Below are 25,514 nucleotides of genomic sequence, written 5' to 3' on the forward strand. Positions count from 1 at the left end.
GATGCCGGAGAAAAAATGGTCATCTGAACCGATCTTCAACGCCAGCCCCGCCGTAGCCGAGGAGGATGACCAGCGGCCAGCTACGGTGGGCGTCATGGCTGACAACCTCGAATCTGAGATCTTCATCGCTGCTCCCCCGGAGCAGGTGTGGCCGCTCGTCAGTGACCTGCGGCGGATGCCGCAGTGGTCACCGCAGTGTCGCAAGGTGATTGCGCGGGGCCCGATCCGCCGTGGCACGTTCATGCTCAACGTCAATCGTGACGGCAATCTGTGGTGGCCGACGCGTGCCAAGGTGACTGATTTTCACGACCTGCAGCGCGTCGCTTTCCGGGTGCTCGACAACGGCACGACGTGGAGCTTCACGCTCACGCCGCAGGACGGCGGCACCGTGCTGACGCAGCGACGTGACGTGCCGCCGAGCGGTACGTCGAAGGTGTCGGCGCTGCTCGTCGACAAGGTGCTCGGCGGTGAGGACCACTTCGAGGCCAACCTCGTCGCCGGCATGAACACGACGCATCCGCGCATCCGCGCAGCCGTCGAGGCGCGCTCAGCTCAGGAGTGATAGCCGACGGCTTGGCGCAGCGGGCCCGTCCTCGACCTGAGCCGGCGCGACTCGCGTCGTGCCCAAGAGATGCAGCCCCCGTTCTTGCGCCCAAGTGCACCCGGGTGCCACTTGGGCGCAAGAACGGGGTTCACTTCCCCAGGGTGCCGATTTCTCAGGGCGTGAGTCAGACGTTGGCGGACGCTGGGTGCACGATCTCGGACGCGTCGAGACGGTCGAGAATCCACGCGGTCTCGAACGCCGCTTCCTTCCACGCCTCGTACCGCCCGCTGACGCCGCCGTGGCCCGCGACCATCTCGGTCTTGAGCAGAATCGGTCGCTCGTTCTGGTCACTCGTGACGGTGCGGCGCAGCATCTGCACCCACTTCGCGGGTTCGACGTAGAACACACGCGTGTCGTTGAGGCTCGTCGTCGCGAGCACCGACGGGTAGTCGACGTCGCGGACGTTCTCGTACGGCGTGTAACTCTTCATGTACGCGTACACGTCCGGGTCGGCGAGCGGGTTGCCCCACTCCTCCCACTCCCCCTGCGTCAGCGGCAGCGACGGGTCGAGCGTCGTCGTCAACGCGTCGACGAACGGCACCTGCGCGTGCACGGCGCAGAACAGCTCAGGCGCCTCGTTGATCGCCGCGCCGATGAGGAGGCCGCCAGCCGAACCACCCTCGGCCGCAAGGCGATCGGGGGCCGCCCACCCCGTCTCGACGAGGTGACGCCCCGCCGCGACGAAGTCGGTGAATGTGTTCTTCTTGTGCTCGAGCCGCCCGTCGAGATACCAGGATCGGCCCATCTCACCGCCACCGCGCACGTGCGCGATGGCGAACACGACGCCGCGCTGCAGCAGGCTGAGCCGCAGGACGGAGAAATACGGGTCGATCGACGACTCGTACGAGCCGTACCCGTACAGCAGCACGGGGTTCGTCCCGTCGGGCGTGACGTCGCGGTGCGCCACGAGCGAGACCGGCACCTGGGCGCCGTCGGGAGCCGTCACCCACAGACGGTGCTGCTGGTAGTCGGCCGGGTCGTGGCCGCCCAGCACCTCGCGACGCTTGAGCAGCGTCACCTCGTCCGTCGTCGTGTCCCAGTCGTAGATGGCGCGCGGCTCGATGAACGACTCTGTTGCGACCATGAGCGTCGTCGCCTCGTACGTCGGGTTCGCCCCGACACCGACGACGGTGAGCTCCCCCGCGAACGGCAGCTCGCGCGCCGCCCCGAAACCGTCGCCCTCCTTGGGCAGGAGCCGCACGGTCGGCAGGCCGCCGGCGCGCAGCCCGACGAGCATGAAGTCGCGGTAGGCGGAGACCCCGAGGATGCGCTCGCCCTCGGCGCCCACGAGCAACGGCTGCCAGTTGTCGACGCCGGGGTCGGCGAGCGGCGCCACGGCCACGTCGAAGTCGACGCGGTCACGGTTGTGCACGATGTAGAGCCGGTCCCCGTCGATCTCGATGTCGTAGTCGAGCCCCTCGGTGCGCGGCTGCACGACGCGCCAGCCGGCGGCCTCGTCGTGCAGATCCATGAGGTGGAACTCGGAGGTGTTCTTCGACCCCATCGACAGGATGAGCCACCGATCGTCATGCGTGCCGCCGATGCCGAGCCAGAAGGCCGCGTCGTCCTCCTGGTAGAGCAGCACGTCCTCGCTCGGGTCGGTGCCGACGACGTGACGCCACACCTGGTGCGGGCGCCACGACTCGTCGACGCGCGTGTAGAAGTACGCATCCCCCGCAGCCGACCACACGAGGCCGTACCCGACGTCGGTGACGCTCTCCTCGATCGTCTCGCCCGTGGCGATGTCGCGCACCGTGACGGCGTAGCGCTCGTCACCCGCGAAGTCCATGAGCGCGGCGAGCCGGTTCTGGTCGGGCGTCAGCGCGAGTGCGCCGACCGAGTAGAACTCCTTGCCCTCGGCCTCGACGTTGCCGTCGAGCAGCACCTGCTCCCCCGCGAGCGCCTCCCCCGGCCGCGGCGTCGGACGGGCCTCACCGTCACGGTACGGTGCGCGGCAGCTGATGCCGTACTGCTTTCCCTCGAGGGTGCGCGTGTAGTACCACCAGTCCTTGTCGCGCACCGGGATCGACAGATCGGTCTCCTTCGTGCGCGACTTGATCTCGTCGAAGAGACGCTCGCGCAGCGGCTCCTGCGCCGCGAGCACGGCGTCGGTGTAGGCGTTCTCCGCGTTCAGATGCGCGATGACGTCGGGGTTGCTCTTGTCGCGCAGCCACTCGTAGTCGTCGACGAAGACGTCCCCGTGGTGGGTGCGCTGCGTCGGCACGCGACGAGCGATCGGCGGCATCGGCTGAGTCGCCGTGGTGTCGGTCATGGGTGTTCCTTCCGAACGGTCGTCGTGCGTCAGCCGAGGCACGAGGGGCCCAGGAGGGCCTTGAGGTCACCGAACAGCGCGGGCGTCGCGTTGACGCGCAGGCTGTCGTCGAGCTTGACGGTGAGGGTGCGCCCCGGCCGCGAGAGCTTGAGGTGCACCTCGGTGATGCCGGGGTGCTCCCCCAGCACCTCCTTGAGCCGCTCGGCCAACCCCTGCGTCGCCCGCGCGTACGGCAGGTGCAGCAGCACCGGGCCGCGTGGGCCGTCCGTCAGCTCGGGCAGCGTCAGCTCCATCGCGTTGAGCGCGACAGACTCGTCACGACGGTTGACGCGCCCCTTGACGGCGCACACGACGTCCTGGCTCAGCATCGTCGAAACCGTCGCGTACGTCGAGGGGAAGAACAGGCACTCGATCGCGCCGTCCATGTCCTCGACGGTCGCGATGGCCCACAGATCGCCCTTCTTCGTGCGCTTGATCTGCAGGCCCGTGATGAGCCCGGCGATCGTCACCGTCGCGCCGTCTGGCAGCGCGTCCTCGGCGAGCAGGCGCGCGACCGATGTGTCGGAGAACTGCGCGAGCGCCGCCTCGATGCCGAACAGCGGGTGGTCGGAGACGTACAGGCCGAGCATCTCGCGCTCGAACGCGAGCTTCGTCTGCTTGTCCCACTCGATCGGCGGAATCTGCGGTAGCGCGGCGAACTCGATGCCCGGCGCGTCGTCACCGAAACCGGCGAACAGCGAATCCTGCCCGTGCTCCTCCTTGCGCTTCTCGTCGATGAGCGCATCGACGTACGACTCATGGATCTGCACGAGCCCCTGACGCTGGTGGCCGAGGTCGTCGAACGCGCCCGCCTTGACGAGTGACTCGACCGTGCGCTTGTTGAGCACCGTCGCGGGGCACTTGCGCAGGAAGTCCTCGAACGAGGTGAAGCGGCCCTTCTCCTCACGTGCCGCGATGATCGCCGCGACGACGTTGGAACCGACGTTGCGGATCGCCTCGAGCCCGAAACGGATGTCCTCGCCGACGGCCGCGAAGTTGCCGATCGACTCGTTGACGTCAGGCGGCAGCACCTTGATGCCCATGTGGCGGCACTCGTTGAGGTACAGCGCCGACTTGTCCTTGTCGTCACGCACCGAGGTGAGCAGCGCCGCCATGTACTCGGCCGGGTAGTTCGCCTTGAGATAGCCCGTCCAGTACGACACGAGCCCGTACGCCGCGGTGTGCGCCTTGTTGAACGCGTAGTCGGAGAACGGCAACAGGATGCTCCACAGCGTCTGCACCGACTCCTTCGAGAAGCCGTTGTCGAGCATGCCCTTCTCGAAGTTGACGTACTCGGCGTCGAGCACCTCCTTCTTCTTCTTGCCCATCGCGCGCCGCAGCAGGTCGGCGTTGCCGAGGGTGTACCCGGCGAGCTTCTGCGCGATCTCCATGACCTGCTCCTGATAGATGATCAGGCCGTACGTCATGTTGAGGATCGGCTCGAGCGCCTCGGTCAGCTCGGGGTGGATGTAGTCGATCTGCTGCTTGCCGTTCTTGCGCAGCGCGAAGTTGGTGTGCGCGTTGGCGCCCATCGGGCCGGGACGGTACAGCGCGAGAGCGGCGGAGATGTCCTCGAAGTTGTCGGGCTGCATGAGACGCAGTAGCTGGCGCATGCCGCCGCCGTCGAGCTGGAACACGCCGAGCGTGTCACCTCGCGCGAGCAGGTCGTACGTCTTAGCGTCCGTCATATCCTTGCTCAGCGCGTCGAGGTCGATGTCCTCGTCACGGTTGGCCTTGATGTTCTTGAGCGCGTCGTCGAGGATCGTCAGGTTGCGCAGGCCGAGGAAGTCCATCTTGACGAGGCCGAGCGTCTCGCAGCTCGGGTAGTCGAACTGCGTGATGACGGCGCCGTCCTGCAGGCGACGCATGATCGGGATGACGTCGATGAGCGGTTCGCTCGACATGATGACGCCCGCCGCGTGGACGCCCCACTGACGTTTCAGCCCCTCGAGGCCGACGCCCGCGTCGAAGATGTTCTTGAACGTCGGGTCGGAGGCGATGAGCTCACGGAACTCGCCGCCCTCGGCGTAGCGCGGGTGGCTCTCGTCGTACATCTTCGCCAGCGGCACGCCCTTGCCCATGACGTCGGCCGGCATCGCCTTCGTCATCTGCTCGCCGATGGCGAACGGGAAGTCCATGACGCGCGAGGCGTCCTTGACGGCCTGCTTCGCCTTGATCGTGCCGTACGTGACGATGTACGACACGCGATCCTCGCCGTACTTGTCGACGACGTACCGGATGACCTCCGAGCGCCGACGCTCGTCGAAGTCGACGTCGAAGTCGGGCATCGACTGACGTTCGGGGTTGAGGAAGCGCTCGAAGATCAGACCATGCGGGACGGGGTCGAGGTCGGTGATGCCCATCGCGTACGCGCACATCGAACCGGCACCCGAACCACGCCCCGGCCCGACGCGGATGCCGTTGCGCTTCGCCCAGTTGATGAAGTCGGCGACGACGAGGAAGTAGCCCGGGTAGCCCTTGCCGATGATGACGTCCTGCTCGTACTTCGCCTGCTTCACGGCGTAGTCCGGCACACCCTCGGGGAAGCGACGGCGCAGCCCCGTCTCGACCTCCTTGATGAACCAGGACGTCTCGTCCTCACCCTCGGGGCAGGGGAAGCGCGGCATGTAGCGCCCTTCGCCCTCGGTGAAGGACACCTCGCACTGCTCGGCGATGAGCAGGGTGTTGTCGCACGCGTCCGGGTGGTCTCGGAAGAGGTGACGCATCTCGTCGGCCGACTTGAGGTAGAACTCGTGGCTGCCGAACTTGAAGCGGTTGGGGTCGGTCAGGCGCGAACCCGAGTTGATGCACAGCAGCGCATCGTGGTGGACCGCGTCCTCCTTGTTCGTGTAATGCAGGTCGTTCGTCGCGAGAAGCGGCAGGTTGAGGTCCTTCGCCAGCTTGAGCAGGTCACTGCGCACGCGCCGCTCGATGTCGACGTCGAGGTCGTGCTCCATCAGCTCGCAGTAGAAGTTGCCGTCACCGAAGATGTCGCGGAACTCCGCCGCGGCCTCGCGCGCCTTGTCGTACTGCCCCAGACGAAGGCGCGTCTGGATCTCCCCCGATGGGCACCCCGTCGTGCCGATGATGCCCGTGCCGTACGCGTTGAGCAGCTCTCGGTCGAGTCGCGGATACTTCGAGTACACCTGGTCGAGCGAGGCCTGCGAGCCCATGCGGAAGAGGTTGTGCATGCCCTCGTTGTTCTTCGCGAGCAGCGTCATGTGCGTGTAGAGACCCCGGTTGGAGACGTCGTCGGCCTCCTGGCCGCGCTCGCCCCACGTCGTGCGCGTCTTGTCGGTGCGGTGCGTGCCCGGCGTCATGTACGCCTCGAGGCCGATGATCGGCTTCACGTCATACTTGCGCGACTTCGACCAGAACTCGTAGGCACCGAACAGGTACCCGTGGTCGGTGGTCGCGATCGCGGGCATGCCGAACTCCTGCGCACGCGCGAACATGTCATCGATACGGGCTGCACCGTCGAGCATCGAGTACTCGGTGTGGTTGTGCAGATGGACGAAGCTCTTCGACTGACTGGACATCGCCCAGAAGTCTACGACCGGCCACCGACAACCCCGCCGGATGCGCGACGCCCGGCTCCCGGGGCGAGCGGGGAGCCGGGCGGAACGTCGCGGAATTCCGCGTCAGGCGCTGATGCGATCGAGCGCGCGCTGCAGGTCGGCCGGGTACGGCGAGGTGAACGTCACACGTTCGCCGCTACCGGGGTGGTCGAATCCGAGCTCGACGGCGTGCAGCCACTGACGCTCCAGCCCGAGCTTCTTCGCGAGCGTCGGGTCGGAGCCGTACAGCGGGTCGCCGACGCACGGATGATGCATCGCTGAGACGTGGACACGGATCTGGTGGGTGCGCCCCGTCTCGAGATGGATCTCGAGCAGCGACGCCGACCGGAACGCCTCGAGCAGTTCGTAGTGCGTTACCGACGCGCGGCCGGAATCCATGACGGCGAACTTGTAGTCGTGGTTGGGATGGCGCCCGATCGGCGCGTCGATCGTGCCCTCGATCGGGTCGGGCAGGCCCTGCACGAGCGCGTGATACGTCTTGTCGACCGTGCGGTCACGGAATGCCTGCTTGAGCAGGGTGTACGCACGCTCGCTCTTGGCGACGACCATGAGACCGCTCGTGCCGACGTCGAGGCGCTGCACGATGCCCTGACGCTCCGGTGCGCCCGAGGTGGAGATGCGGTACCCCGCAGCGGCGAGGCCGCCGACGACATCCGGGCCGTCCCAGCCGACGCTCGGGTGCGCGGCGACGCCGGCCGGCTTGTCGACGACGACGATCTCGGTGTCGTCGTGCACGATGTTCATGCCGGGCACGGGTTCGACGCGGGGCGTCGCCTCACGCGGCCCGGTACGCTCCGGCATCGCGACCTCGAGCCACGCGCCGGCGCTCACGCGCTCGGACTTCGCGACCCGCTTGCCGTCGACGCTGACGGCGCCCTCGGCCGCGAGTTCGGCGGCGCGGGTGCGGGAGAAACCCAGCAGGCGGGCGATGGCCGCGTCGACGCGCTCCCCCTCGAGCCCTTCGGGGACGAACAACGACTTGACCTCGCTCATCGCTGAGCCTCCTCGGTGGTGGGCGACGCGCCATCATCTGCGCCGTCGTGGGCGCCCTCGCGCGTTCCGTCGAGACCGATGCCGCGGAAGGTCAGCAACACGACGAGGGCCGCGGCGACGCAGATCGCCGAATCGGCCAGGTTGAAGATCGGCCAGTGCGGCAGCTCGAAAAAGTCCACGACGTGGCCACGCCCCCCACCCGGCTCACGAAAGAACCTGTCGATCAGATTGCCGACGGCTCCTCCGATGATCAGCCCGAAGGCGAGGGCCCACGGGAGGCTACGCAGCTTGCGCGCGGTCACGGCGAGCACGACGACCACGACCACCGCGATCGCGGTGATGAAGAGCGTCGAATTCGTGCCGAGGCTGAACGCGGCGCCGGGGTTGTACGTCAACCGCAGCCGCAGGAACGAGCCGAGCAGATCACGCGGGCGGCCGTCACTCAGGGCGTCCTGCGCCCATTGCTTGCTGGCCTGGTCGGCCGCGATGACGCCGAGCGCCGCCACGGCGACGAGCGCGAGAGGGCGCCCCGAGACGCGGGACGGGGGGACGGTGGGTGTGGCGCCCGAGTTCAGCGGCGCTCCTGCTTCTTCTTGCATGTCATGCATAGGGTCGCACGAGGGAAGGCCTGGAGTCGAAGTTTGCCGATCGGGCCGCCGCACGATTCGCATACGCCGTACGTGCCGTCGTCCATCCGCCCGAGGGCGCGTTCGCTCTGACGCAGCACCTCCGCGGACTTGCGGGCCAACGAGATCTCGTGCTCGCGCTCGAAGTTCGCGTTGCCGACGTCGGCCTGGTCGTCGCCCGCCCCGTCGCCCGGGTTGCGCAGCAGCCCCTCGAAGTCCGTGGCGAGTTCGTCGAGCTCGGCGCGCACGCGGGCCACGTCGGCCTCGAGCTCGGCCCGCACCTCGGCGAGTTCGGCGTCGCCCCACGGCTCCTCGGCGCCGCCGACGGCCAGGTCGCTCGCGGCGGTCTTCTGTGTCGCCATGGTGGTCACTCCAGTCTCCCAGCGGCGCCCGCTCGGCGCGCACGATGATGCGGATATTACGCAGAGGATAGGCCACATCAGGCGGGTCGAGGCGAACAACAGATGAAGTTTTACGTACCCGCTAGTAGGACCAGCAAAGGGACGCACGAAGCGGGCTCGTGGACGACAGATCGTGCACGAGCCCGCTTGCTGACGGCCATGAGGCCGCGGTCATCACGCTTTGGTGTCGGGCGTCTGCTGCTTCTCGTCGAGCTTGCGCAGCTGCTCGCTCAGGTAACCCTTGAGGTTCGAGCGGTAGTCGGTCTCGAAGCCCTTGAGCCGCTCGATCTCGGCTTGCAGCGCCGTGCGTCGCGTCTCGAGGTCGGACAGGATGCTCGTGCGACGCTGCTCGGCCTCGGTCACGAGCGCGGCCGACTTCTCGGTACCCGTGCGCACGAGCTTGTCGTGCTGGCTCTGCCCGCTCGAGACGAGTTCGTCGTGCTTGGCCTGAGCCTTCTTGACGAGGTCGTCGTGCTCGCTCTGGCCGCGCTTGACGAGGTCGTCGTAGGTCGACTGGCCTGTCGTCAGCAGTTCGTCGTGGCGCTGCTTGGCGCTCGACAGCAACTTCTCGCTCTTCGCGTTCGCCTCCGTGACCACCTTGTCGCGGTGCGCGGTGGCTTCGCCGACGAGACGATCACGCTCGGTCTCGCCGTCACGCACGTGCTGGTCGTGCAGACGCTGTGCGAGGGCGATGACGCCCGCCGCGTCGGTGCCGGCGTTGGTCTCGTTCGTGGCCGGCTGCGTCGACGTCGCCGAGGCGGCCTCGCGGGCCTGCTTCAGCTCGTTCTCCAGCTGCGTGATGCGCGCGTCGGCCTCGGCCAGCTTCGCCTGCGCGTTCTTGGCCTCCTCGCGGGCGCTCTGGAGGTCGCGACGGGCGCTCGTGGGGTCGGCGCTCGCCGCGTCCTGACCTGCGTCGGCAGCCTCGTTCGCCTTGGGGGCACGCGCCTTGTCGAGTTCGGTGCGCGACGTTTCCAGTTCCTTCTTGAGGCGCGCGATCTCCGCCTTGTCCTCGTCGCTCGAGCCACCCGCGGCTGGAGCCGCAGCGTTGTTCACCGGCGTGAGGGCCGGGACGGCCGTCGTCTTCGACTGGCCCGCCATCGTCGCGTCGCCGTCTCCGCCGTGGCTGCGGCGGCAGTCGTCGAGCTTGTCGCTCAGCGAGTCGTTCTCGGCGTTCAGCCGACGCAGCTCGACGACGATCTCGTCGAGGAAGTCGTCGACCTGGATCTCGTCATACCCGTTGCGCCCGAACCCCTTCGGCTTCGAGAACTCCTTCTTGACGACGTCTTCCGGCGTCAGCGCCATGTATTCACCTCAGTAACGCTCGAAGCCGAGGCGGGGCCTCGGCAAATCCGTTTCGTGCACGCCGATGCGGGCACGCTCAAAAATTTCCCGACTTCACCTTAGGAGATTAGCCGCGACTTGCACAGCCAGCGCCACGATCAGGAACGCCAGGTCGATGCCGACGCCGCCGAGGCGCAGGGGCGGAACGACGCGGCGCACCGCCTTGATCGGCGGGTCGGTGACGGTGTAGACCGCCTCCGCGACGACGAGCACGACGCCACGCGGCGTCCACTGCCGCGCGAACACCTGGATCCAGTCGAAGACGAGGCGCGCGATGAGCACGACGAAGAACACGTCGAGCACGGTCGCGAGCGCCGTTCTGACGCCGTTCATCGAGTCTCCTTCATCACCATGACGCCATCCTCCCACGCATGGGCGCGGCCGCCGTCATCCAGGGGACAACGGCGGCCGCGGCCCGAGCGCGAGGCGACGATTCAGCTCTGGTTGAACAGCCCGCGCGTCGCCTTGGCGACCTCGGGCCCGCTCGTGGAGACCTCGACGTTCTCGGGCGAGAGGAGGAAGACCTTGCTCGTCACGCGCTCGATAGAGCCGTGCAGACCGAAGACGAGACCGGCGGCGAAGTCGACGAGACGCTTGGCGTCCGTGTCGTCCATGTCGGACAGGTTCATGATGACGGGGACGTTGTCGCGAAAGGCCTCACCGATCTCCTTGGCCTCGTTGTACGTCCGAGGGTGGATGGTCGTGATGCGACTCATGGTCGAGGCCTCCGTGTCGGAAAAGTCGTGGTGGGTCACCTCGGGGCGCAGCGGCGTGACCTCGGCAGGGGCGCGACGTTCGTACGCGTCATAGTCGTCGTGACGCTCGTCGTCGTAGGCGACCTCGTACTCCTCGACGTACTGCTCGCTCGCGCGCGGCGCGTGCGTGTCCACGTCGGACAGTCCGAGGTATTCCATCGTCTTGCGCAGTGCGCTCATTCTTCCTGCTCCTGTGTCCGCCTGGCCCCTCGCGGAAAGGGCACCACATAGCTCGTCGGTGTCAGGCTCGAAGTTACCCGGCGAGCGGACGCGAACCGAGTATTGCGCTTCCGACACGCAGGTGTGTCGCGCCGATCTGCACCGCGTCCTCGAGATCGCCCGACATCCCCGCCGACAACGACGTGGCCTGCGGGAAGTTTGCGAGGAAATCTTGACGGACGTGCGCGAGACGCGAGAACGCGGCGGCCGGCTCCTCTCCGAGTGGCGCGACCGCCATGAGCCCGCACAACCGTAGGTGCGGCGCCTGCTCGACCGCCGCGGCCACCTCGTGCAGCTCGGTCTCCTGCGCGCCACCGCGCCCCGAACCGTCACGCTCGAGAGCGACCTGCACGAAGATGTCGAGGGGGTTCTCGCGATCCGCGGCGCCGGCGTCGAGCAGCGGCACGAGCTTGAGCCGGTCGAGCGACTGCACGACGTCCGCGTGCCGCGCGATGCGGCGCGCCTTCTTGCTCTGGATCTGGCCGATGAAGTGCCGACGCGGTGAGGCGATGAGATCCGGACGCTCGGCGCGCAGCGCATCGACCTTCTCGACGAGCTCCTGCTCGCGGTTCTCCCCCACGTCGCCCACCCCGAGGTCGGCGAGCGCGACGAGGTCGGTGACGGGGAAGAACTTCGTGACGACGACGAGCGTCGGGGCGTCGTCACGCCCGGCCGCGCTCGTGGCGGCGGCGATGCGGACGCGCACGCGCTCCAGGTTGGCCTGCAACTCGGCGCGACGCGCGGGCGAGGCGTCGAGACCACGGCGACTGGGGTCGGAATCGGCGGTGCGTGACGGCGTCGGAGGCTGCATCACGACACGGCCGCCTTGCGGACGATGAGCCCGGCGAAGCGACCCGTCGCGCCGTCGCGACGATACGAGTACAGGCGAGGCTCCTCACGCGTGCATCCCGGCACCCATTCGAGCGGGACACCGGCGTCCGCGAGCTGCGACGCGACGCCCGCCGCGACGTCGATCGCCGGCGTGCCCGTCCACGTGATGGCGGCGCTGGCCGGGTGGGCCTGACGCGCGGCGTCATGCATCTCGCGCGGCACCTCGTAGCAGCGCCCGCAGATCGACGGGCCCAGCACTGCGCTGATGTCGCGCGCTCCGAGGTGGCGCATCGCCTCGAGCGCCGCCGGCACGACGCCGGCGAGCATGCCGGGACGCCCGGCGTGCGCGACGCCGATGACGCCGGCCGCGTCATCACTCAGGAGAACCGGCGTGCAGTCGGCCACCATGACGCCGAGCGCGAGGCCGCTGTCACGGCTGACCATCGCGTCAGCGCTCGGTCCGGCCTGACCGGAGGCGACGTCGGCGAGGGTGACCTCCGCGACGCTCGCGCCGTGGACCTGATCCATCCAGGCGATGGGGACGCCACCCAGCTGCGCGGAGACCCGCTCCCTGTTCACGCGCACCGCACGCTCGTCGTCACCGACGTGCAGCCCGAGGTTCAACGCCGAGAACGGCGCCTCACTGACCCCGTCGAGGGAATCGGTGAAGCACCGTTCGAGCGAGCCGCTCGGCGACTCACGCCGGTCGTGCCAGAAGAACATCGACCGGGCTCCGGATCACTTGAGGAAGTCGGGGACGTCCAGGTCGTCACGATCCTCGAACGTGACCTCCTTGGGCGGACGCACGACCTCGGGGGCCTGCTGACCGCCCTGCTGCGACTGCCCTTGCTGCGCCTGGCCCTGCTGAGCGTCCTGGGCGTGCTGCTGCTCACCCTGACCCGGCTGGACGCGGGCCGGCGGCGCGGAGACGCGCGTCGGGCCGGCGGTCGTCCCGGGAACGGTGACGGGCTTGATCGTCGCCGGGGCGGCAGCCTGCGGCTGGTAGGACTGCTGCGCCTGCTGGGACGGCATCTGCGCGGACGTCTGCTGCTTCGCGGGACGCTGCTGAGCGCCACCCTGCTGAGCAGGACGCTCATCGTTGCGCTTCTGCGGCGCACCACCGTCGAAACCGGCGGCGATGACGGTGACGCGCACCTCGTCGCCCAGGGCGTCGTCGATGACGGCGCCGAAAATGATGTTGGCCTCGGGGTGCGCCGCCTCCTGCACGAGGCGAGCGGCCTCGTTGATCTCGAACAGACCGAGGTCGGAACCGCCCTGGACCGACAGCAGGACGCCGTGGGCGCCGTCGATGCTCGCCTCGAGCAGCGGGCTCGAGATAGCGAGTTCGGCGGCCTGCACCGCGCGGTCCTCGCCACGGGCCGAACCGATGCCCATGAGCGCCGAGCCGGCACCCTGCATGACGGACTTGACGTCGGCGAAGTCGAGGTTGATCAGACCTGGGGTCGTGATGAGGTCGGTGATGCCCTGGACACCGGACAGGAGCACCTGGTCGGCCGAGCGGAAGGCGTCAAGCATCGAGACGGCGCGGTCGCTGATCGACAGCAGCCGGTCGTTCGGGATGACGATGAGCGTGTCGACCTCTTCGCGCAGCGCGGAGATGCCGAGCTCGGCCTGGTTCGCGCGACGACGGCCCTCGAAGGTGAACGGGCGGGTCACGACACCGATCGTCAAAGCACCGAGGCCGCGGGCGATCTTCGCGACGACGGGCGCACCACCGGTGCCCGTGCCACCACCCTCACCGGCGGTGACGAACACCATGTCGGCGCCCTTGAGGACCTCTTCGATCTCCTCAGCGTGATCCTCCGCCGCCTGACGACCGACCTCGGGGTCGGCGCCGGCACCGAGACCGCGCGTCAGCTCACGGCCCACGTCGAGCTTGACGTCGGCGTCACTCATGAGCAGGGCCTGGGCGTCGGTGTTGATCGCGATGAACTCCACACCCTTGAGGCCGACCTCGATCATCCGGTTGATGGCATTGACGCCACCGCCGCCGATACCGACGACCTTGATGACGGCCAGGTAGTTCTGGGGAGTTGCCACGAGAAGAGGCCTTTCGAAAGCGGGTGCGAGTATGCAGAGCCGATGCTACGCGACCGGATGCCCGGACGCGAACATCTCGACGTCAACTCGAACGTGACCCCGTCAGGCACGTGGCCCGCCGACCCGAGCACGAACGTACCCCCTCGGCGACCCGGGACCCCTGAGGCAACGGAAGACCCCCGGCATTCCGCAGAATCCCGGGGGGTCTTGGCCGCCGAAAATATTAACCTTCGACTTCACCTTCACGCGTCTTGAGGCCAGTGAGGATGCGCGGGCCGAGGTGCGTGACATCGCCCGCGCCGACGGTCACGACGAGGTCGCCCGGGCGAGCCACGTCGAGCACGCGAGCGAGCGCGTCGTCGGCCGTGGGAGTGAACTCGCCGCGTCCGGACGTCATGCGATCGGTGATCAGCGCGCCGCTCACCCCGGCGACGGGCTGCTCGCGCGCGCCGTACACGTCGAGGACGAAGGCGTGGTCGGCGCCATCGAGCGCCGCGGCGAGACCGGTCGCCGCGTGCTGCGTACGCGAGTACAGGTGGGGCTGGAAGATGACGATGAGTTCGCCGTCGTCCTTGAGCCCGGCCGCCGTACGCACGAGGGCGTCGAGCTTGCCGGGGTTGTGGGCGTAGTCGTCGACGACGCGGACGCCGCCCGCCTCACCACGCGGCTCGAACCGACGCGAGGTGCCGCGGAAGGCCCCGAGCCCGCGCGCGACATCGGCCGGCGCGAGACCGAAACCGTGGACGAGGGCGGTGTAGACGCCCGCCGCGTTGAGCAGGTTGTGGGCACCCGGCACATGCAGCGCGACGTCGTGGACGGCGTCCCCGTCGCGGAGGCTCATGCGCCAGTCGAAGCCCTCCCCGCTCTCCGCGACGATACGCACGTCTGCGTCGGTGTCGCGCCCGTACGTCAAGACGCGCGCGCCCGCGGCGCGACGGCGCTGGGCCAGGGCCAGCGAGCCCTCGTCGTCAGCGCAGGCGACGAGCAGACCCTGCGGCGCGATCGTCGCCGCGAAGGTCTCGTAGGCACGAGCAAGGTTGGCCGACGTGCCGTAGAAGTCGAGGTGATCGTCCTTGATGTTCGTGACGATCGCGACCTGCGGGTGGTAGACGACGAACGAGCCGTCGCTCTCGTCGGCCTCGACGACGAAGATCTCGCCCTCGCCCGGTGCCGCGTTGACACCGAGCCCCGCGACGTTGGCGCCGATCGCGAACGACGGCTTCTCCCCCGCCGCGACGAGGGCGGCCGTCGCCATTCCGCTCGTCGTCGTCTTGCCGTTGGCGCCCGCGACGGCGAGCCCGCGACCCGCGCGCATGAGCATCGCGAGGCCCTGGCTGCGGTGCAGCACCGGCAGACCGCGCCGTCTGACCTCGACGAGTTCGGGGTTGGCCTCGTTGATGGCGCTTGAGATGAGGACGACGGCGCCGTCCGGCACGTCGGCAACGTTCGCGGCGTCGTACCCGAGCTCGATGCGTGCTCCCTGGGCACGAAGGTCGTCGAGTACCGGCAGGTCGACGTTGTCGGAGCCGCTCAGGGTGACGCCCGCGGCGAGGAACAACCGCGCGACGCCCGACATGCCTGAGCCGCCGACCGCGATCATGTGCACGTGTGGCACGTCCGCGAGAGCGGGCAGCGGCGCGGCGAAGTCGAACCGCTCGTTCACACCGTTGCTCATGCCCGGCCCCCGGTCGCTGCAGCGTCCTCGATGAGGTCGACGAGGCGTGCGGCGCCATCCGCGTGCCCGCGGCTGCCGGCTGCCGCACGCATGCGGGCCAGCTCGTCGGCGTCCGTCACGAGCGGGATGACGACGCGCTCTACCCACGTCGCGTCGACGTCGCCGTTGTCGACGAGCAATGCTCCCCCGGCCTCGACGACGTCCTTCGCGTTGAGTCGCTGCTCGCCGTTGCCGATGGGCAGCGGCACGTAGATCGCGGGGATCGCGAGCGTGGACAGTTCGCTCACCATGCCGGCGCCGCTTCGCGTGACGACGAGGTCGGCCACCGCGTAGGCGAGGTCCATGCGGTCGCAGTACTCCTCGACGACGTAGCGCGGCCCCGAGGCGGTGGCCGGGGCCTCGAACCCCTTGCCCCGCCCGGTGATGTGCAGGACCTGCACCCCGGCCTCACGCAGCGCCGGCGCGGCCGCGGCGAAGGCCTCGTTGAGACTCGCTGCACCGAGCGAGCCACCGGTGATGACGAGCGTCGGGCGTCCGGGTTCGAGACCGAAGTACGTCATCGCCTCGGCGCGCAGCATCGCGGGGCGAAGCTCTCGGATCTCGCGTCGCAGCGGCATCCCGACGACCTCGGCGCCCGCCAGCGGGGTGCCGGGGAACGTCGTCGCCGTGTGCGCGGCCCATCGCACGCCGAGCTTGTTCGCCAGCCCCGGCCGGGCGTTCTGCTCGTGGATGACGATGGGGATCCCAGCCTTGCGCGCCGCGAGGTAGACGGGCGTCGAGACATACCCGCCGAAGCCGACGACGACCTGCGGGCGGCGTTCGGCAACGAGTGCCTCCGCCTGGCGCAGCGCCCCCCGGAACGCGGCGGGAAACCTCAGCGCGGCGACGTTCGGCCGACGCGGGAAGGCGACCTTCGGCACGTAAGACAGCGTGAAACCGTGCTCGGGCACCAGTCGCTCCTCGATGCCGTCAGGGGAACCGACGACCGTGATGACGGCTTCGGTGTGGCGGTCGGTGATCTCCTGCACCGTCGCGAGCAACGGCAGGACGTGACCGGCCGTTCCTCCTCCGGCGAGCAGAACGCGTTCGAGCGTCATGTCAGTCAGCCTTTCCGTCGAGGGAGCACGGCGAGTGTGCGCGCCACGCGGCGCGGTTTGAGGGTGAGAGCTTCGGCGGCACCTGGTTCCTGCCTGGCGAAGGCCAACAGGATGCCGATGCCGAACAGTGTCATGACGAGCGCCGACCCGCCATAGGAGACCAGCGGGAGCGGCACACCGACGATCGGGAAGATGCCCAGGACCGAGCCGATGTTGACCACTGCCTGGAAACAGATCCACACCATGATGCCGGCACTCGCGACGCGGACGAACATGTCACGCGTCTGCGCGATGAGCCGGTAGCACGCGTAGGCGAGCACGACGTACAACGCGAGCACCGTGAGGGCACCCGGCAGACCGAGCTCTTCGCCGATGATGGCAAAGATGAAGTCGTTGTGAGCCTCCGGCAACCACTGCCACTTCTCACGCGAGGCGCCCGGCCCGAGGCCCCACACTCCGCCCCCGGCGAGAGCGTACATGCCGTGCACCTTCTGGTAGCACCCGTCGAGATCGACGTTGTCGCACCCACCGAGCCAGGCCTGGATGCGCGAGGTCCGGTTACCACTCGTCCAGATCGCGATGGGCAACGTGACGAGGGCGAGGGCCGCCAGCCAACCGAACAACGCCTTGCGCGCGCCGGCACACCACAACATGCCGAGGTAGATGACCGAGACGACCATCGTCGTCCCGAGATCCTTGCCGAGCATGATCAGCCCGATGAGCAGGACGACATAGGGCACGGTAGGCAGGATCGAGCGACGGGGGTCGTGCAGGTGGGCCTGTCGGTTGGACAGGACGAGCGCCACCATGAGGATCAGCGCCACCTTGCCGATCTCGGACGGCTGGATCTGCAGCCCGCCCACTCGGATCCAGTTGCGGTTGCCGAGTACCTCCACACCGATCCCGGGCACCATGACGAGCACCTGCAGGAAGAGTGCGGCGAGCATGAGAGGAAAGGCCATCACCTTGAACACCCGGATCGGCAGACGACTCGTCACGGTAGCCACGATGACACCGACCACCGCGAATACCGCCTGCTTCGTGAAGTCCGAATACGGCGACTGCGTATCCATGTACGACGTCACGCTCGAGGCGGACAACACCATGACGAGTCCGAGTCCGACGAGCATGCCCGCCGAGCCGAGGATCAGGTAATACGTGGCCAGCGGCGACTCGAGCCACTTCAGGCGCCCTCTGAGCTGACGCGAGGCCCCCTGCACCGCAGGCGAATCCCGCCATGACAGGCGCGTCGCCGTCATGCCCCGGATCCGCTGAGTGCCGCGACCGCGTCGGCGAACGCGTCACCGCGCGCGCCGTAGGAGGCGTACATGTCGAGACTCGCCGCTGCCGGTGCGAGCAGCACGGTGTCGCCGCGCTGGGCGGCTGCGTTCGCCGCCGCGACGGCCTCACGCATCGCCTCGTCGGCATCGCTCGTCTCGATGACGGTGACGGGCACCTGCGGCGCGTGGGCCGCGAGAGCGTCGGCGATGATGCCCCGGTCACGACCGAGCAGCACCGCGGCGCGCAGCCGCGAGGCGTTCGCGCGCACGAGATCATCGACCTCGGCGCCCTTGAGCAATCCGCCGGCGATCCAGACGACGGGGTCGAACGCCTGCAGCGACGCCTGGGCCGCGGGCGGGTTCGTCGCCTTCGAGTCGTCGACCCAGCGCACGCCGCCGACCTCGGCGACGCTCGCCATCCGGTGCGGCTGGGGCGTGTAGTCGACCAGGCCCTGACGGACGGCGGCGAGCGTCACGCCGTAGCTGCGGGCGAGCGCGGCCGCGGCGAGCGCGTCGGCGACGTAGTGCGGTGCGGAAGCGTTCGGGCCGAGGTCACTCAGGATGGCGAGTTCGGCTGCGCTGGTGCGTCGTTCGGCGATGAAGGCACGGTCGGCGAGGACGTCGTCGACGATGCCGACCATCGACGGCCCCGGCGTGCCGAGCGTGAACCCGATCGCGCGACAGCCGTCGACGACCTCGGCGTCCTCGACCATCGCCTCGGTCGCGGGATCGTCCACGTTGTAGACGCACGCGACCTGGGTGCGCTCGTACACCCGCCCCTTCTGACGCTTGTATTCCTCGTAGGAGCCATGCCAGTCGATGTGGTCGGGGGCGACGTTGAGGCAGCAGGACGCGTACGGCGACACCGTGCGCGACCAGTGCAGCTGGAACGACGACAGCTCGACCGCGATGACGTCGTACGGCTGCGGGTGCAGTACTGCCTCGAGCAGCGGCATGCCGACATTGCCGGCGGCCACCGCGCGCAGCCCCTGCGCCTTGAGCATCGACTCGAGCATCGTGACGGCCGTCGTCTTGCCGTTGGTCCCGGTGATCGTCAGCCACGGCGCACCGCCCTCGCGTGGGCGCATGCGCCACGCGAGCTCGACCTCACCCCAGACGGGGATGCCGCGCGACATGGCGTCCTGCATGATCGGCGCGCTCGGCGCCACGCCCGGTGAGGTGACGATGAGATGCGTACCCTCCGGCGCCGCGTCCATGTGCTCGGCGCCGAGCGCGACGTCGGCGCCGAGGACGTCGAGGATCTGCGCGCGCTCGGCCATGACGTCGCTGTGGTCGCGCGAGACGACGCGCACGCGGGCGCCGCGCTCGAGGAGCGCGTCGGCGGCCGCGAACCCGGACACGCCGAGCCCGATGACGAGCACCGACAACCCGGACCAGTCGGCGTCGCGGTGCGTGAGGTCACGCTCCCCCGCGAACGGTTCGTACGAGGGGTCGAGGGCCCACAGGTCGTGCTGGCTCACTGGCTGACGTTCCATTCCGCGTAGAAGATGCCCAGACCGAACGCGACGCACAGCCCCGCGATGATCCAGAACCTGATGACGACGGTGATCTCGTTCCAACCCACCATCTCGAAGTGGTGGTGCAGCGGCGCCATCCGGAAGATGCGCTTGCGTCGGGCCTTGAACGAGCCGACCTGGAGGATGACCGAGAGCGTCTCGATGACGAACAGCCCGGCGAGGATGACGACGAGGAACTCGGTGCGCGTCGTGATGGCGAGGCCCGCGAGCGCGCCGCCGAGGGCGAGCGAACCGGTGTCACCCATGAAGATCTTGGCCGGCGTCGCGTTCCACCACAGGAAGCCGAAGCAGGCACCCATGAGCGCCGCGGCGACGACGGCGAGGTCGTGAGGGTCGCGCACGTCATAGCACTTGGCGGCGTGCGTCATCATCTCCGAGTACTGGCAGTTCTGGTTGAACTGCCAGATCGAGATGAGCACGTACGCGCCGAACACCATGACGCACGCGCCGGTGGCGAGCCCGTCGAGACCGTCGGTGAGGTTGACGCCGTTCGAGGTACCCGCGATGAGCAGGTTCGCCCAGATGACGAACAGCAGCAGGCTGACGACGGTGCCGCCGACCGCGAGCGACAGGCTCGAGTCGCGCACGAACGAGATGGCGTAGCTCGCGGGTGTGAGGCCGTTGGAGTTCTCGAACTGCAGTGCGAGCACGGCGAAGATGACGGCGACGAGCGTCTGCCCCCCGAGCTTCTGCAGTGACGTCAGCCCGAGCGATCGCTGCTTCGTGATCTTGATGGCGTCGTCGGCGAACCCGACGAGCCCCAGCCCCGCCATGAGGAACATGACGAGCAGACCGCTCGCGCTCATCGGCGTCATCGTGAACAGGTGGGCGCAGCCGTACGCGAGCAGGCTCGCCGCGATGATGACGGCGCCACCCATCGTCGGCGTGCCGCGCTTGGTGTGGTGCGTCGTGGGGCCGTCGTCGCGGATGAACTGCCCGTATCCCTTGCGCACCAGGAACTTGATGAACATGGGGGTGCCGAACAGAGCGGCGATCAGCGACACGATGGCCGCGATGAGCACGCCCTTCATGAGGTCACCTCCGTGACAGGAAATGCGGGTGTACCGGATTCTTCGACCAACCTATCCCCCAGCATGCGAAGACCCGAGTCACGACTCGACTTGAACAGCACGACATCCCCCGGTGCGATCTGCTCGACGAGCACGTCGTGTGCCGCGTCGATGTCATCGACGGTGGTGACGGCGTCCGCCGTCATGCCCGCCGTGCGCGCCCCCTGCGCGATGGCCTGCGCGCCCGCGCCGACGACGACGAGGCGGTCGATGCCGAGTTCGGCGGCGAGCTGCCCGACGGCGGTGTGCTCGTCATGCGAGGCCTCGCCCAGTTCACGCATCTCACCGAGCGCGGCGATGCTGCGGCGTGAGGTACCCATGTGGGCGAGGGCTCGCAGCGCGGCACGCATCGAGTCGGGGTTGGCGTTGTACGCGTCGTTGACGAGCGTCACGCCGCCGCCGACCTCGCTGACCTCCATGCGCCAGCGCGACGCGGCCCCGGCTCCGGCGACGGCCTCGACGACGTCGCCGAGCGCGAGTCCGAGGCTGGTCGCGGCGGCGATGACGCTGAGCGAGTTGCCGACCTGGTGCTCGCCGACGAGGGCGAGACGCACGTCTGCCTCCCCGAGGGGGCAGGTGAGGTGATACCTCGGGCGACCGGCCTCGTCGATGCTCACGTCGGTGGCACGGTAGTCGGCGTCCTCGCCGAGACCCACGAGGATGACCTTCGCCTGCGTGCGGCTCGCCATCGCGCGCACCCGCGAGTCGTCGACGTTGAGGATCGCGACGCCGTCCTGCGGCAGCGCCTCCACGAGCTCACCCTTAGTCCGGGCGATTGCCTCGACGGAGCCGAACTCGCCCATGTGCGCCTGCCCGACGTTGAGCACGATGCCGATGCTCGGCGGCGCGATCTTCGTCAGGTACGCGATGTGCCCCACCCCCGAGGCGCCCATCTCGGCGACGAGGTAGCGCGTCGCCTCGTCGATGCGGCAGACCGTCAGCGGGACCCCGACCTCGCTGTTGAGCGAGCCGTAGGGGGCGATCGTCGGCGCGAACCGCGCGAGCACCGCACCGAGCAGATCCTTCGTCGACGTCTTGCCCGACGAGCCGGTGATGCCCACGATCTGCAGGTTGGGTGCACGGTCGACGACGGCGCGCGCCACCTCGGCGAAGGCCAGTTCGACGTCGTCGACGACGACGCACGAAGCACCGTCGACCGCTCGCTCGCCGAGAACTCCGGCAGCGCCGACCGCCAGCGCGGCCGGGACGAAGTCGTGCCCGTCCGCGTGCTCACCGACGCGCGCGACGTAGAGCGAGCCGGCGGCGCACTCGCGCGAGTCGGTGACGACGGGACCGGTGATGCGAGCGTCGGGGCCGACCAGGCGTCCCCCGGTGACGGTCGCGATCTCCTCGAGTGATAGTTCGATCACTGGGACGACGACTCCTTCGAACGGTATTCGATCGGATAGGGCAACTTGTCGCTCTTGTTCGGGGGAATCTTACGGTTATGCAGGGCGTACCCCATGACCTTGGAGAACACGGGCGCGGCGAGGTCGCCACCGAAGGTGCCCGCCTGCGGCTTCTGCAGCGTCACCGACACGATGAGCTGCGGATCCTTCGCGGGCGCCATGCCGATGAAACCCGCCGTCACGCCGTCGTACGTCTTCTTCTGCGCGTCGTAGCGCTGGGCCGTCGAGGTCTTGCCGGCGACGTCGTACCCGTCGACGGCCGCGAGCGGCGCCGAGCCCTCCTTCGACACGACGCCCTGCATCATGCCGATGAGCTCGCGCGAGGTCTTCTCACTGAACACGCGCGTCGGCGTGCGATCGTCCTGCGGCGCCTTCATCGTCCCGTCGGCGTCCTGCACCTTCGACACGAGGCTGAGCGGCGAGCGCACCCCACCGTTGGCGATGGTCTGGAACAGCGCCGTCTGCTGCACCGCAGAACTCGCGAGGCCCTGACCGAACATCACGGTGTACCACGTGTCCCCCACCCAGTTCTTGACGGGCGGGACGATGCCCGCGGACTCGCCGGGAAAGCCGATTCCGGTCGTCTTGCCGAGCCCGAACTTCATCATGTACGAGTACAACGTCTCCTTGGGCATCTTCTCGCCCGCGAGGATCGTGCCCATGTTCGACGATTGTGCGATGACACCGGCGAGGGTCAGGTACTCGACGCCGTGGGGGTGCGAATCCTGGAACGGGCGCCCGGCGCGCTCCAACTTGGCGGGCACCTCGACGTGCGTCGTGGGCCTCGCGAGGCCTTCCTCGAGGAGCGCGCCCGCCGTCACCATCTTCTGTGTCGAACCGGGTTCGAAGGTGTCGGTGAACGCACGGTTCTGCAAGGCGTCGGACGCGGCCGAACTCATGTCGTTGTTGTCGAAGCTCGGGTAGCTCGCGGTCGCGAGAAGGTGCCCCGCCTTGTCGGCGACGACGATCTCGCCCGACTGCGACTTCGTCTTCTTGACGGCCGCGACGAGTTCGTTCTGCGCGTACCACTGGATGTCGTTGTCGACGGTGAGCTGCACGGCCCGGCCGCTGACGGGCTGCTGGTCGAGGTTGTCCCCCGTCGCGATCGGCTCGCCGTTGCGAGCGCGCTCGATCTGGTGGATGCCGTCCTTGCCGCGCAGCTGCGCGTCGAGCATCTGCTCCACCCCGCCGCCAGGCACGCCGGCCGAGTTCACCCAGCCGACGAGCGGGGCGACGGAGGTGCGCTGCGGGTATTCACGCTTCTGACGCAGTTCCGAGGAGATGCCGGGCAGCTCCAGCGCCTTGAGCTGGCTCCACTGCGCCGGCGTGATGTCCTTCGCGAGGTACACGAAGCGGCTCTTTCGCTTGCTCGCCTCGTCGAGCTTGCTCGCGTAGTCGCTCGCGTCGCCGCCGAGCACCTGGGCGAGTTGTGCGCCCACGCCGTCGATGCCCTTGGGCGACCTCTTCGAGTTCTTGCGGTACTGCGAGGCCGCAACAGGGTCTCCCGCGATGTCGCGGCGTTCGACGCTGCGGGCGAGGACCGCACCGTTCTCGTCGGTGATGGTGCCGCGCGCGGCCGGCACGTTGGTGCGCGTGAGCCGCTGCGTCAGCGCCTGCTGGGACAGCTCGTCCGCGTTCCACCACTGCACGCTGAACAGTTCGTAGGCGAAGATCGCGAACACGAGCGTGAATGCCATGAGCATGAGTCGCGAACGTCGGCGCGGGTGCCCGACGGCCGCGAGACGTGCCCGGGCGGGTTCGTTCCAGCGCACCGGGCGGCCCTGGCCGTCGCTGTTCTGACGAACGCCTCGCGCACCACCACCCGCAGCCGGCCGTTCGCGAGGCCGATCCTGACCCTGGGGTCGTCCCTGTCGCCGGTTCTGCGCCGGAACCCGACCGCGAGATCCAGGACGCTGGGAGCCGTCGGGACGGGGGCGGCGAGGCTGGCCGGGCTGAGAGCGCCGGGGTCGATCCACGTCAGCTCTCCTCGTCCCGCTCGTCCACGTCGTGCTCGCTTCACGTCTTACTTGCTCGTCTTCTTCGCCGCCTCGGCCTTCTTGGCCGCCTCGGCCTTCTTGGCCGCCTCGGCCTTCTTGGCCGCCTCGGCCTTCTTGGCCGCCTCGGCCGCTGCCTTCTCCTTGGCTCGAGCCTGCGCCTGCGCCACCGGGTCGGTGATGTGCAGACCGACGGTGCCGCTGGCGATCACCTCGCCGGCCGCCTTGCTGGCGGGGGTGCTCGGCAGCGTGTTCACACTAAGCGCCGTGCCCGCCTGGCTCGGGTGTGCCACGCCGAGCTTCTTGCCCGTGTCCCGACTCACATAGGTGATCGACGCCGGCTTGACCATGCCGTAGCTCTCGGCCTTCAGCGTGAGCTCCTCGGGCGCGGACACGGCCGAGATCTCGCTGTCGAGCGCCTGCTCTCGCTCGTTGAGCGTGGAGACGTCACTACGCAGCGTCGAGAGGGTGAACGACTGCTCGGCGCGCATCGTGTTGAGGAACAACAGTGCAAGCGCCGAGGCCATCGCGACGAGGACGGCGAGCGCCATGAAGCGAGTGTGCCCGGCGCGCTCGGCGGTGGCGACCTGAGTCGCCGGCCGAGCCGGACGCGCACCGGAACGGGCCGAGGTGACGCGGGGGCGACTCGTCGTCACTCGACGAGGGGCGCGGGTGGGGGCGGCCAGCTGGGTCATGACTGGCTTCCTTTCGCTCGGGTGCGTTCGATGACTCGTAATCTGACGGAGGCACTGCGGGGGTTGCTCTCGAGTTCGTCCTCGCTCGGGACGGCGGCGCCCCGGGTGACGAGCGCGAACTCGGGACGGTGCTGGGGTAGTTCCACCGGTAGACCGGGCGGCGCGGTCGAGGCGGACGCGGTTGCGAAGGCGCGCTTCGTGATGCGGTCCTCCAGCGAGTGGAACGACAGCACGGCGAGGCGTCCGCCGACGGCCAGCGAGTCGAGCGCCGACGTCACAGCCTGCTCCCAGCCGCGCAGTTCGTCGTTGACCTCGATGCGCAGGGCCTGAAAGGTGCGCTTGGCCGGGTGGCCGCTCTGACGCTGCGAAGCGAGCGGGATGACCGAGCGCAACATCTCGACGAGCCGACCCGACGTCGTCCACGGCTGCTTCTCGCGCTCCTTGACGACGGCGTGCGCGATCTTGCGGGCGAAGCGCTCCTCGCCGTACGTCTTGAGGATGCGCTCCAACTCGTCCTGGCTGGCGGTGTTGAGGACGTCGGCGGCCGTGGGCCCGTCGCTCGTCTGGTCCATCCGCATGTCGAGTGGCGCGTCGGCGCGGTAACTGAAGCCGCGGTCGAGCTCATCGAGCTGCAGGCTGGAGACGCCGAGGTCGAACAGCATCGCGTCCGCGGGGCGGGGCAGGACGTCGGCGACCTCGGTGTTGACGGCGTGGACGCCTTCGAAGCGGTCACCGAAGCGGGCGAGGCGTTCACCGGCCAGACGCAGGGCCTCGGTGTCACGGTCGATCCCGATGGCGCGGGCCTCGCCGAAGCGCTCGAGCACGGCCTCGGTGTGGCCACCCATGCCGAGGGTGGCGTCGACGTAGAGAGCGCCGGAGCGCTCGAGCGAGGGGGCGAGAGCGTCGAGGATCTCGGTGAGCATGACGGGCACGTGACGATCGGCTGCGAGGCCGCGTGACATCTCCATCGGTGCTCCGTCGCTCGAATCGGGGTGGGCGGCATTCGGCCGGCGGCGCTGCTGTCGCCAGGGCCCCC

At 68.7% G+C, this 25,514-nt stretch carries 21 protein-coding genes; 1 reads left to right on the forward strand and 20 read right to left on the reverse strand.

What is annotated here, in order from left to right:
- The first annotated feature begins 94 nt into the window (after positions 1-94).
- Positions 95-562: an SRPBCC family protein gene (locus HMPREF0321_RS11375; protein ID WP_040014932.1), complete on the forward strand. Its 468-nt coding sequence runs from the start codon at positions 95-97 to the stop codon at positions 560-562.
- Positions 563-728: 166 nt separating this feature from the next.
- Here the strand turns inward: HMPREF0321_RS11375 and HMPREF0321_RS11380 are convergent, their stop codons facing one another.
- The 20 genes from HMPREF0321_RS11380 to rsmH form a co-directional block, all read right to left on the reverse strand.
- Entirely contained in the window at positions 729-2,876 is a 2,148-nt protein-coding gene (locus HMPREF0321_RS11380; protein ID WP_006946554.1) for a S9 family peptidase, read from the reverse strand.
- A 29-nt stretch (positions 2,877-2,905) separates the two neighbouring features.
- Positions 2,906-6,454, reverse strand: a complete 3,549-nt coding sequence (gene dnaE / locus HMPREF0321_RS11385) for a DNA polymerase III subunit alpha (RefSeq protein WP_006946522.1) — start codon at positions 6,452-6,454, stop codon at positions 2,906-2,908.
- A gap of 102 nt (positions 6,455-6,556) precedes the next feature.
- On the reverse strand, positions 6,557-7,486 hold the full coding sequence (locus HMPREF0321_RS11390) for an RluA family pseudouridine synthase (protein WP_006946614.1): 930 nt from the start codon (positions 7,484-7,486) through the stop codon (positions 6,557-6,559).
- Positions 7,483-8,085 carry a signal peptidase II gene (gene lspA / locus HMPREF0321_RS11395; protein ID WP_082740965.1) on the reverse strand — a complete coding sequence of 201 codons (603 nt, stop codon included), beginning with the start codon at positions 8,083-8,085 and terminating at the stop codon, positions 7,483-7,485. Before lspA ends, HMPREF0321_RS11390 begins: the two co-directional genes overlap by 4 nt.
- Complete coding sequence (locus HMPREF0321_RS11400) at positions 8,058-8,474, reverse strand: TraR/DksA C4-type zinc finger protein (RefSeq protein ID WP_040014933.1); 417 nt, start codon at positions 8,472-8,474, stop codon at positions 8,058-8,060. Before HMPREF0321_RS11400 ends, lspA begins: the two co-directional genes overlap by 28 nt.
- Before the next feature lie 213 nt (positions 8,475-8,687).
- Positions 8,688-9,815 carry a DivIVA domain-containing protein gene (locus HMPREF0321_RS15010; protein ID WP_006946610.1) on the reverse strand — a complete coding sequence of 376 codons (1,128 nt, stop codon included), beginning with the start codon at positions 9,813-9,815 and terminating at the stop codon, positions 8,688-8,690.
- A 93-nt stretch (positions 9,816-9,908) separates the two neighbouring features.
- Complete coding sequence (locus HMPREF0321_RS11415) at positions 9,909-10,187, reverse strand: YggT family protein (protein ID WP_006946604.1); 279 nt, start codon at positions 10,185-10,187, stop codon at positions 9,909-9,911.
- 101 nt (positions 10,188-10,288) lie between these two features.
- A complete protein-coding gene (locus HMPREF0321_RS11420; protein ID WP_006946575.1) occupies positions 10,289-10,789 on the reverse strand; it encodes a cell division protein SepF in 501 nt (166 codons plus the stop codon).
- A gap of 73 nt (positions 10,790-10,862) precedes the next feature.
- Positions 10,863-11,642 carry a YggS family pyridoxal phosphate-dependent enzyme gene (locus HMPREF0321_RS11425; RefSeq protein WP_006946567.1) on the reverse strand — a complete coding sequence of 260 codons (780 nt, stop codon included), beginning with the start codon at positions 11,640-11,642 and terminating at the stop codon, positions 10,863-10,865.
- The gene (pgeF, locus tag HMPREF0321_RS11430; RefSeq protein WP_006946611.1) at positions 11,639-12,382 is read right to left on the reverse strand and encodes a peptidoglycan editing factor PgeF; all 744 of its coding nucleotides are present in this window, start codon (positions 12,380-12,382) and stop codon (positions 11,639-11,641) included. The genes HMPREF0321_RS11425 and pgeF overlap by 4 nt, the downstream gene beginning before the upstream one ends.
- 15 nt (positions 12,383-12,397) lie before the next feature.
- On the reverse strand, positions 12,398-13,720 hold the full coding sequence (ftsZ, locus tag HMPREF0321_RS11435) for a cell division protein FtsZ (RefSeq protein ID WP_006946559.1): 1,323 nt from the start codon (positions 13,718-13,720) through the stop codon (positions 12,398-12,400).
- A gap of 223 nt (positions 13,721-13,943) precedes the next feature.
- Positions 13,944-15,395, reverse strand: a complete 1,452-nt coding sequence (gene murC / locus HMPREF0321_RS11440; RefSeq protein ID WP_040014934.1) for a UDP-N-acetylmuramate--L-alanine ligase — start codon at positions 15,393-15,395, stop codon at positions 13,944-13,946.
- Complete coding sequence (murG, locus tag HMPREF0321_RS11445; RefSeq protein WP_006946518.1) at positions 15,392-16,492, reverse strand: undecaprenyldiphospho-muramoylpentapeptide beta-N-acetylglucosaminyltransferase; 1,101 nt, start codon at positions 16,490-16,492, stop codon at positions 15,392-15,394. The genes murC and murG overlap by 4 nt, the downstream gene beginning before the upstream one ends.
- Positions 16,493-16,497: 5 nt before the next feature.
- Positions 16,498-17,751 (reverse strand): putative lipid II flippase FtsW, encoded by a 1,254-nt coding sequence (ftsW, locus tag HMPREF0321_RS11450; RefSeq protein ID WP_006946534.1) that lies wholly within the window; start codon positions 17,749-17,751, stop codon positions 16,498-16,500.
- The gene (gene murD, locus HMPREF0321_RS11455) at positions 17,748-19,253 is read right to left on the reverse strand and encodes a UDP-N-acetylmuramoyl-L-alanine--D-glutamate ligase (RefSeq protein ID WP_006946549.1); all 1,506 of its coding nucleotides are present in this window, start codon (positions 19,251-19,253) and stop codon (positions 17,748-17,750) included. The genes ftsW and murD overlap by 4 nt, the downstream gene beginning before the upstream one ends.
- On the reverse strand, positions 19,250-20,341 hold the full coding sequence (mraY, locus tag HMPREF0321_RS11460; RefSeq protein ID WP_006946613.1) for a phospho-N-acetylmuramoyl-pentapeptide-transferase: 1,092 nt from the start codon (positions 20,339-20,341) through the stop codon (positions 19,250-19,252). The genes murD and mraY overlap by 4 nt, the downstream gene beginning before the upstream one ends.
- A complete protein-coding gene (murF, locus tag HMPREF0321_RS11465) occupies positions 20,338-21,750 on the reverse strand; it encodes a UDP-N-acetylmuramoyl-tripeptide--D-alanyl-D-alanine ligase (protein ID WP_006946622.1) in 1,413 nt (470 codons plus the stop codon). The genes mraY and murF overlap by 4 nt, the downstream gene beginning before the upstream one ends.
- Positions 21,747-23,486 carry a penicillin-binding protein 2 gene (locus HMPREF0321_RS11470; protein WP_237723950.1) on the reverse strand — a complete coding sequence of 580 codons (1,740 nt, stop codon included), beginning with the start codon at positions 23,484-23,486 and terminating at the stop codon, positions 21,747-21,749. The genes murF and HMPREF0321_RS11470 overlap by 4 nt, the downstream gene beginning before the upstream one ends.
- Before the next feature lie 326 nt (positions 23,487-23,812).
- Positions 23,813-24,478 (reverse strand): hypothetical protein, encoded by a 666-nt coding sequence (locus tag HMPREF0321_RS16550; RefSeq protein WP_006946514.1) that lies wholly within the window; start codon positions 24,476-24,478, stop codon positions 23,813-23,815.
- On the reverse strand, positions 24,475-25,446 hold the full coding sequence (rsmH, locus tag HMPREF0321_RS11480; protein ID WP_006946519.1) for a 16S rRNA (cytosine(1402)-N(4))-methyltransferase RsmH: 972 nt from the start codon (positions 25,444-25,446) through the stop codon (positions 24,475-24,477). The genes HMPREF0321_RS16550 and rsmH overlap by 4 nt, the downstream gene beginning before the upstream one ends.
- Positions 25,447-25,514 lie beyond the last annotated feature (68 nt).

Origin of the sequence: Dermacoccus sp. Ellin185 (genome assembly GCF_000152185.1) — a bacterium.
GTDB classification, from domain to species: Bacteria; Actinomycetota; Actinomycetes; order Actinomycetales; family Dermatophilaceae; genus Dermacoccus; species Dermacoccus nishinomiyaensis.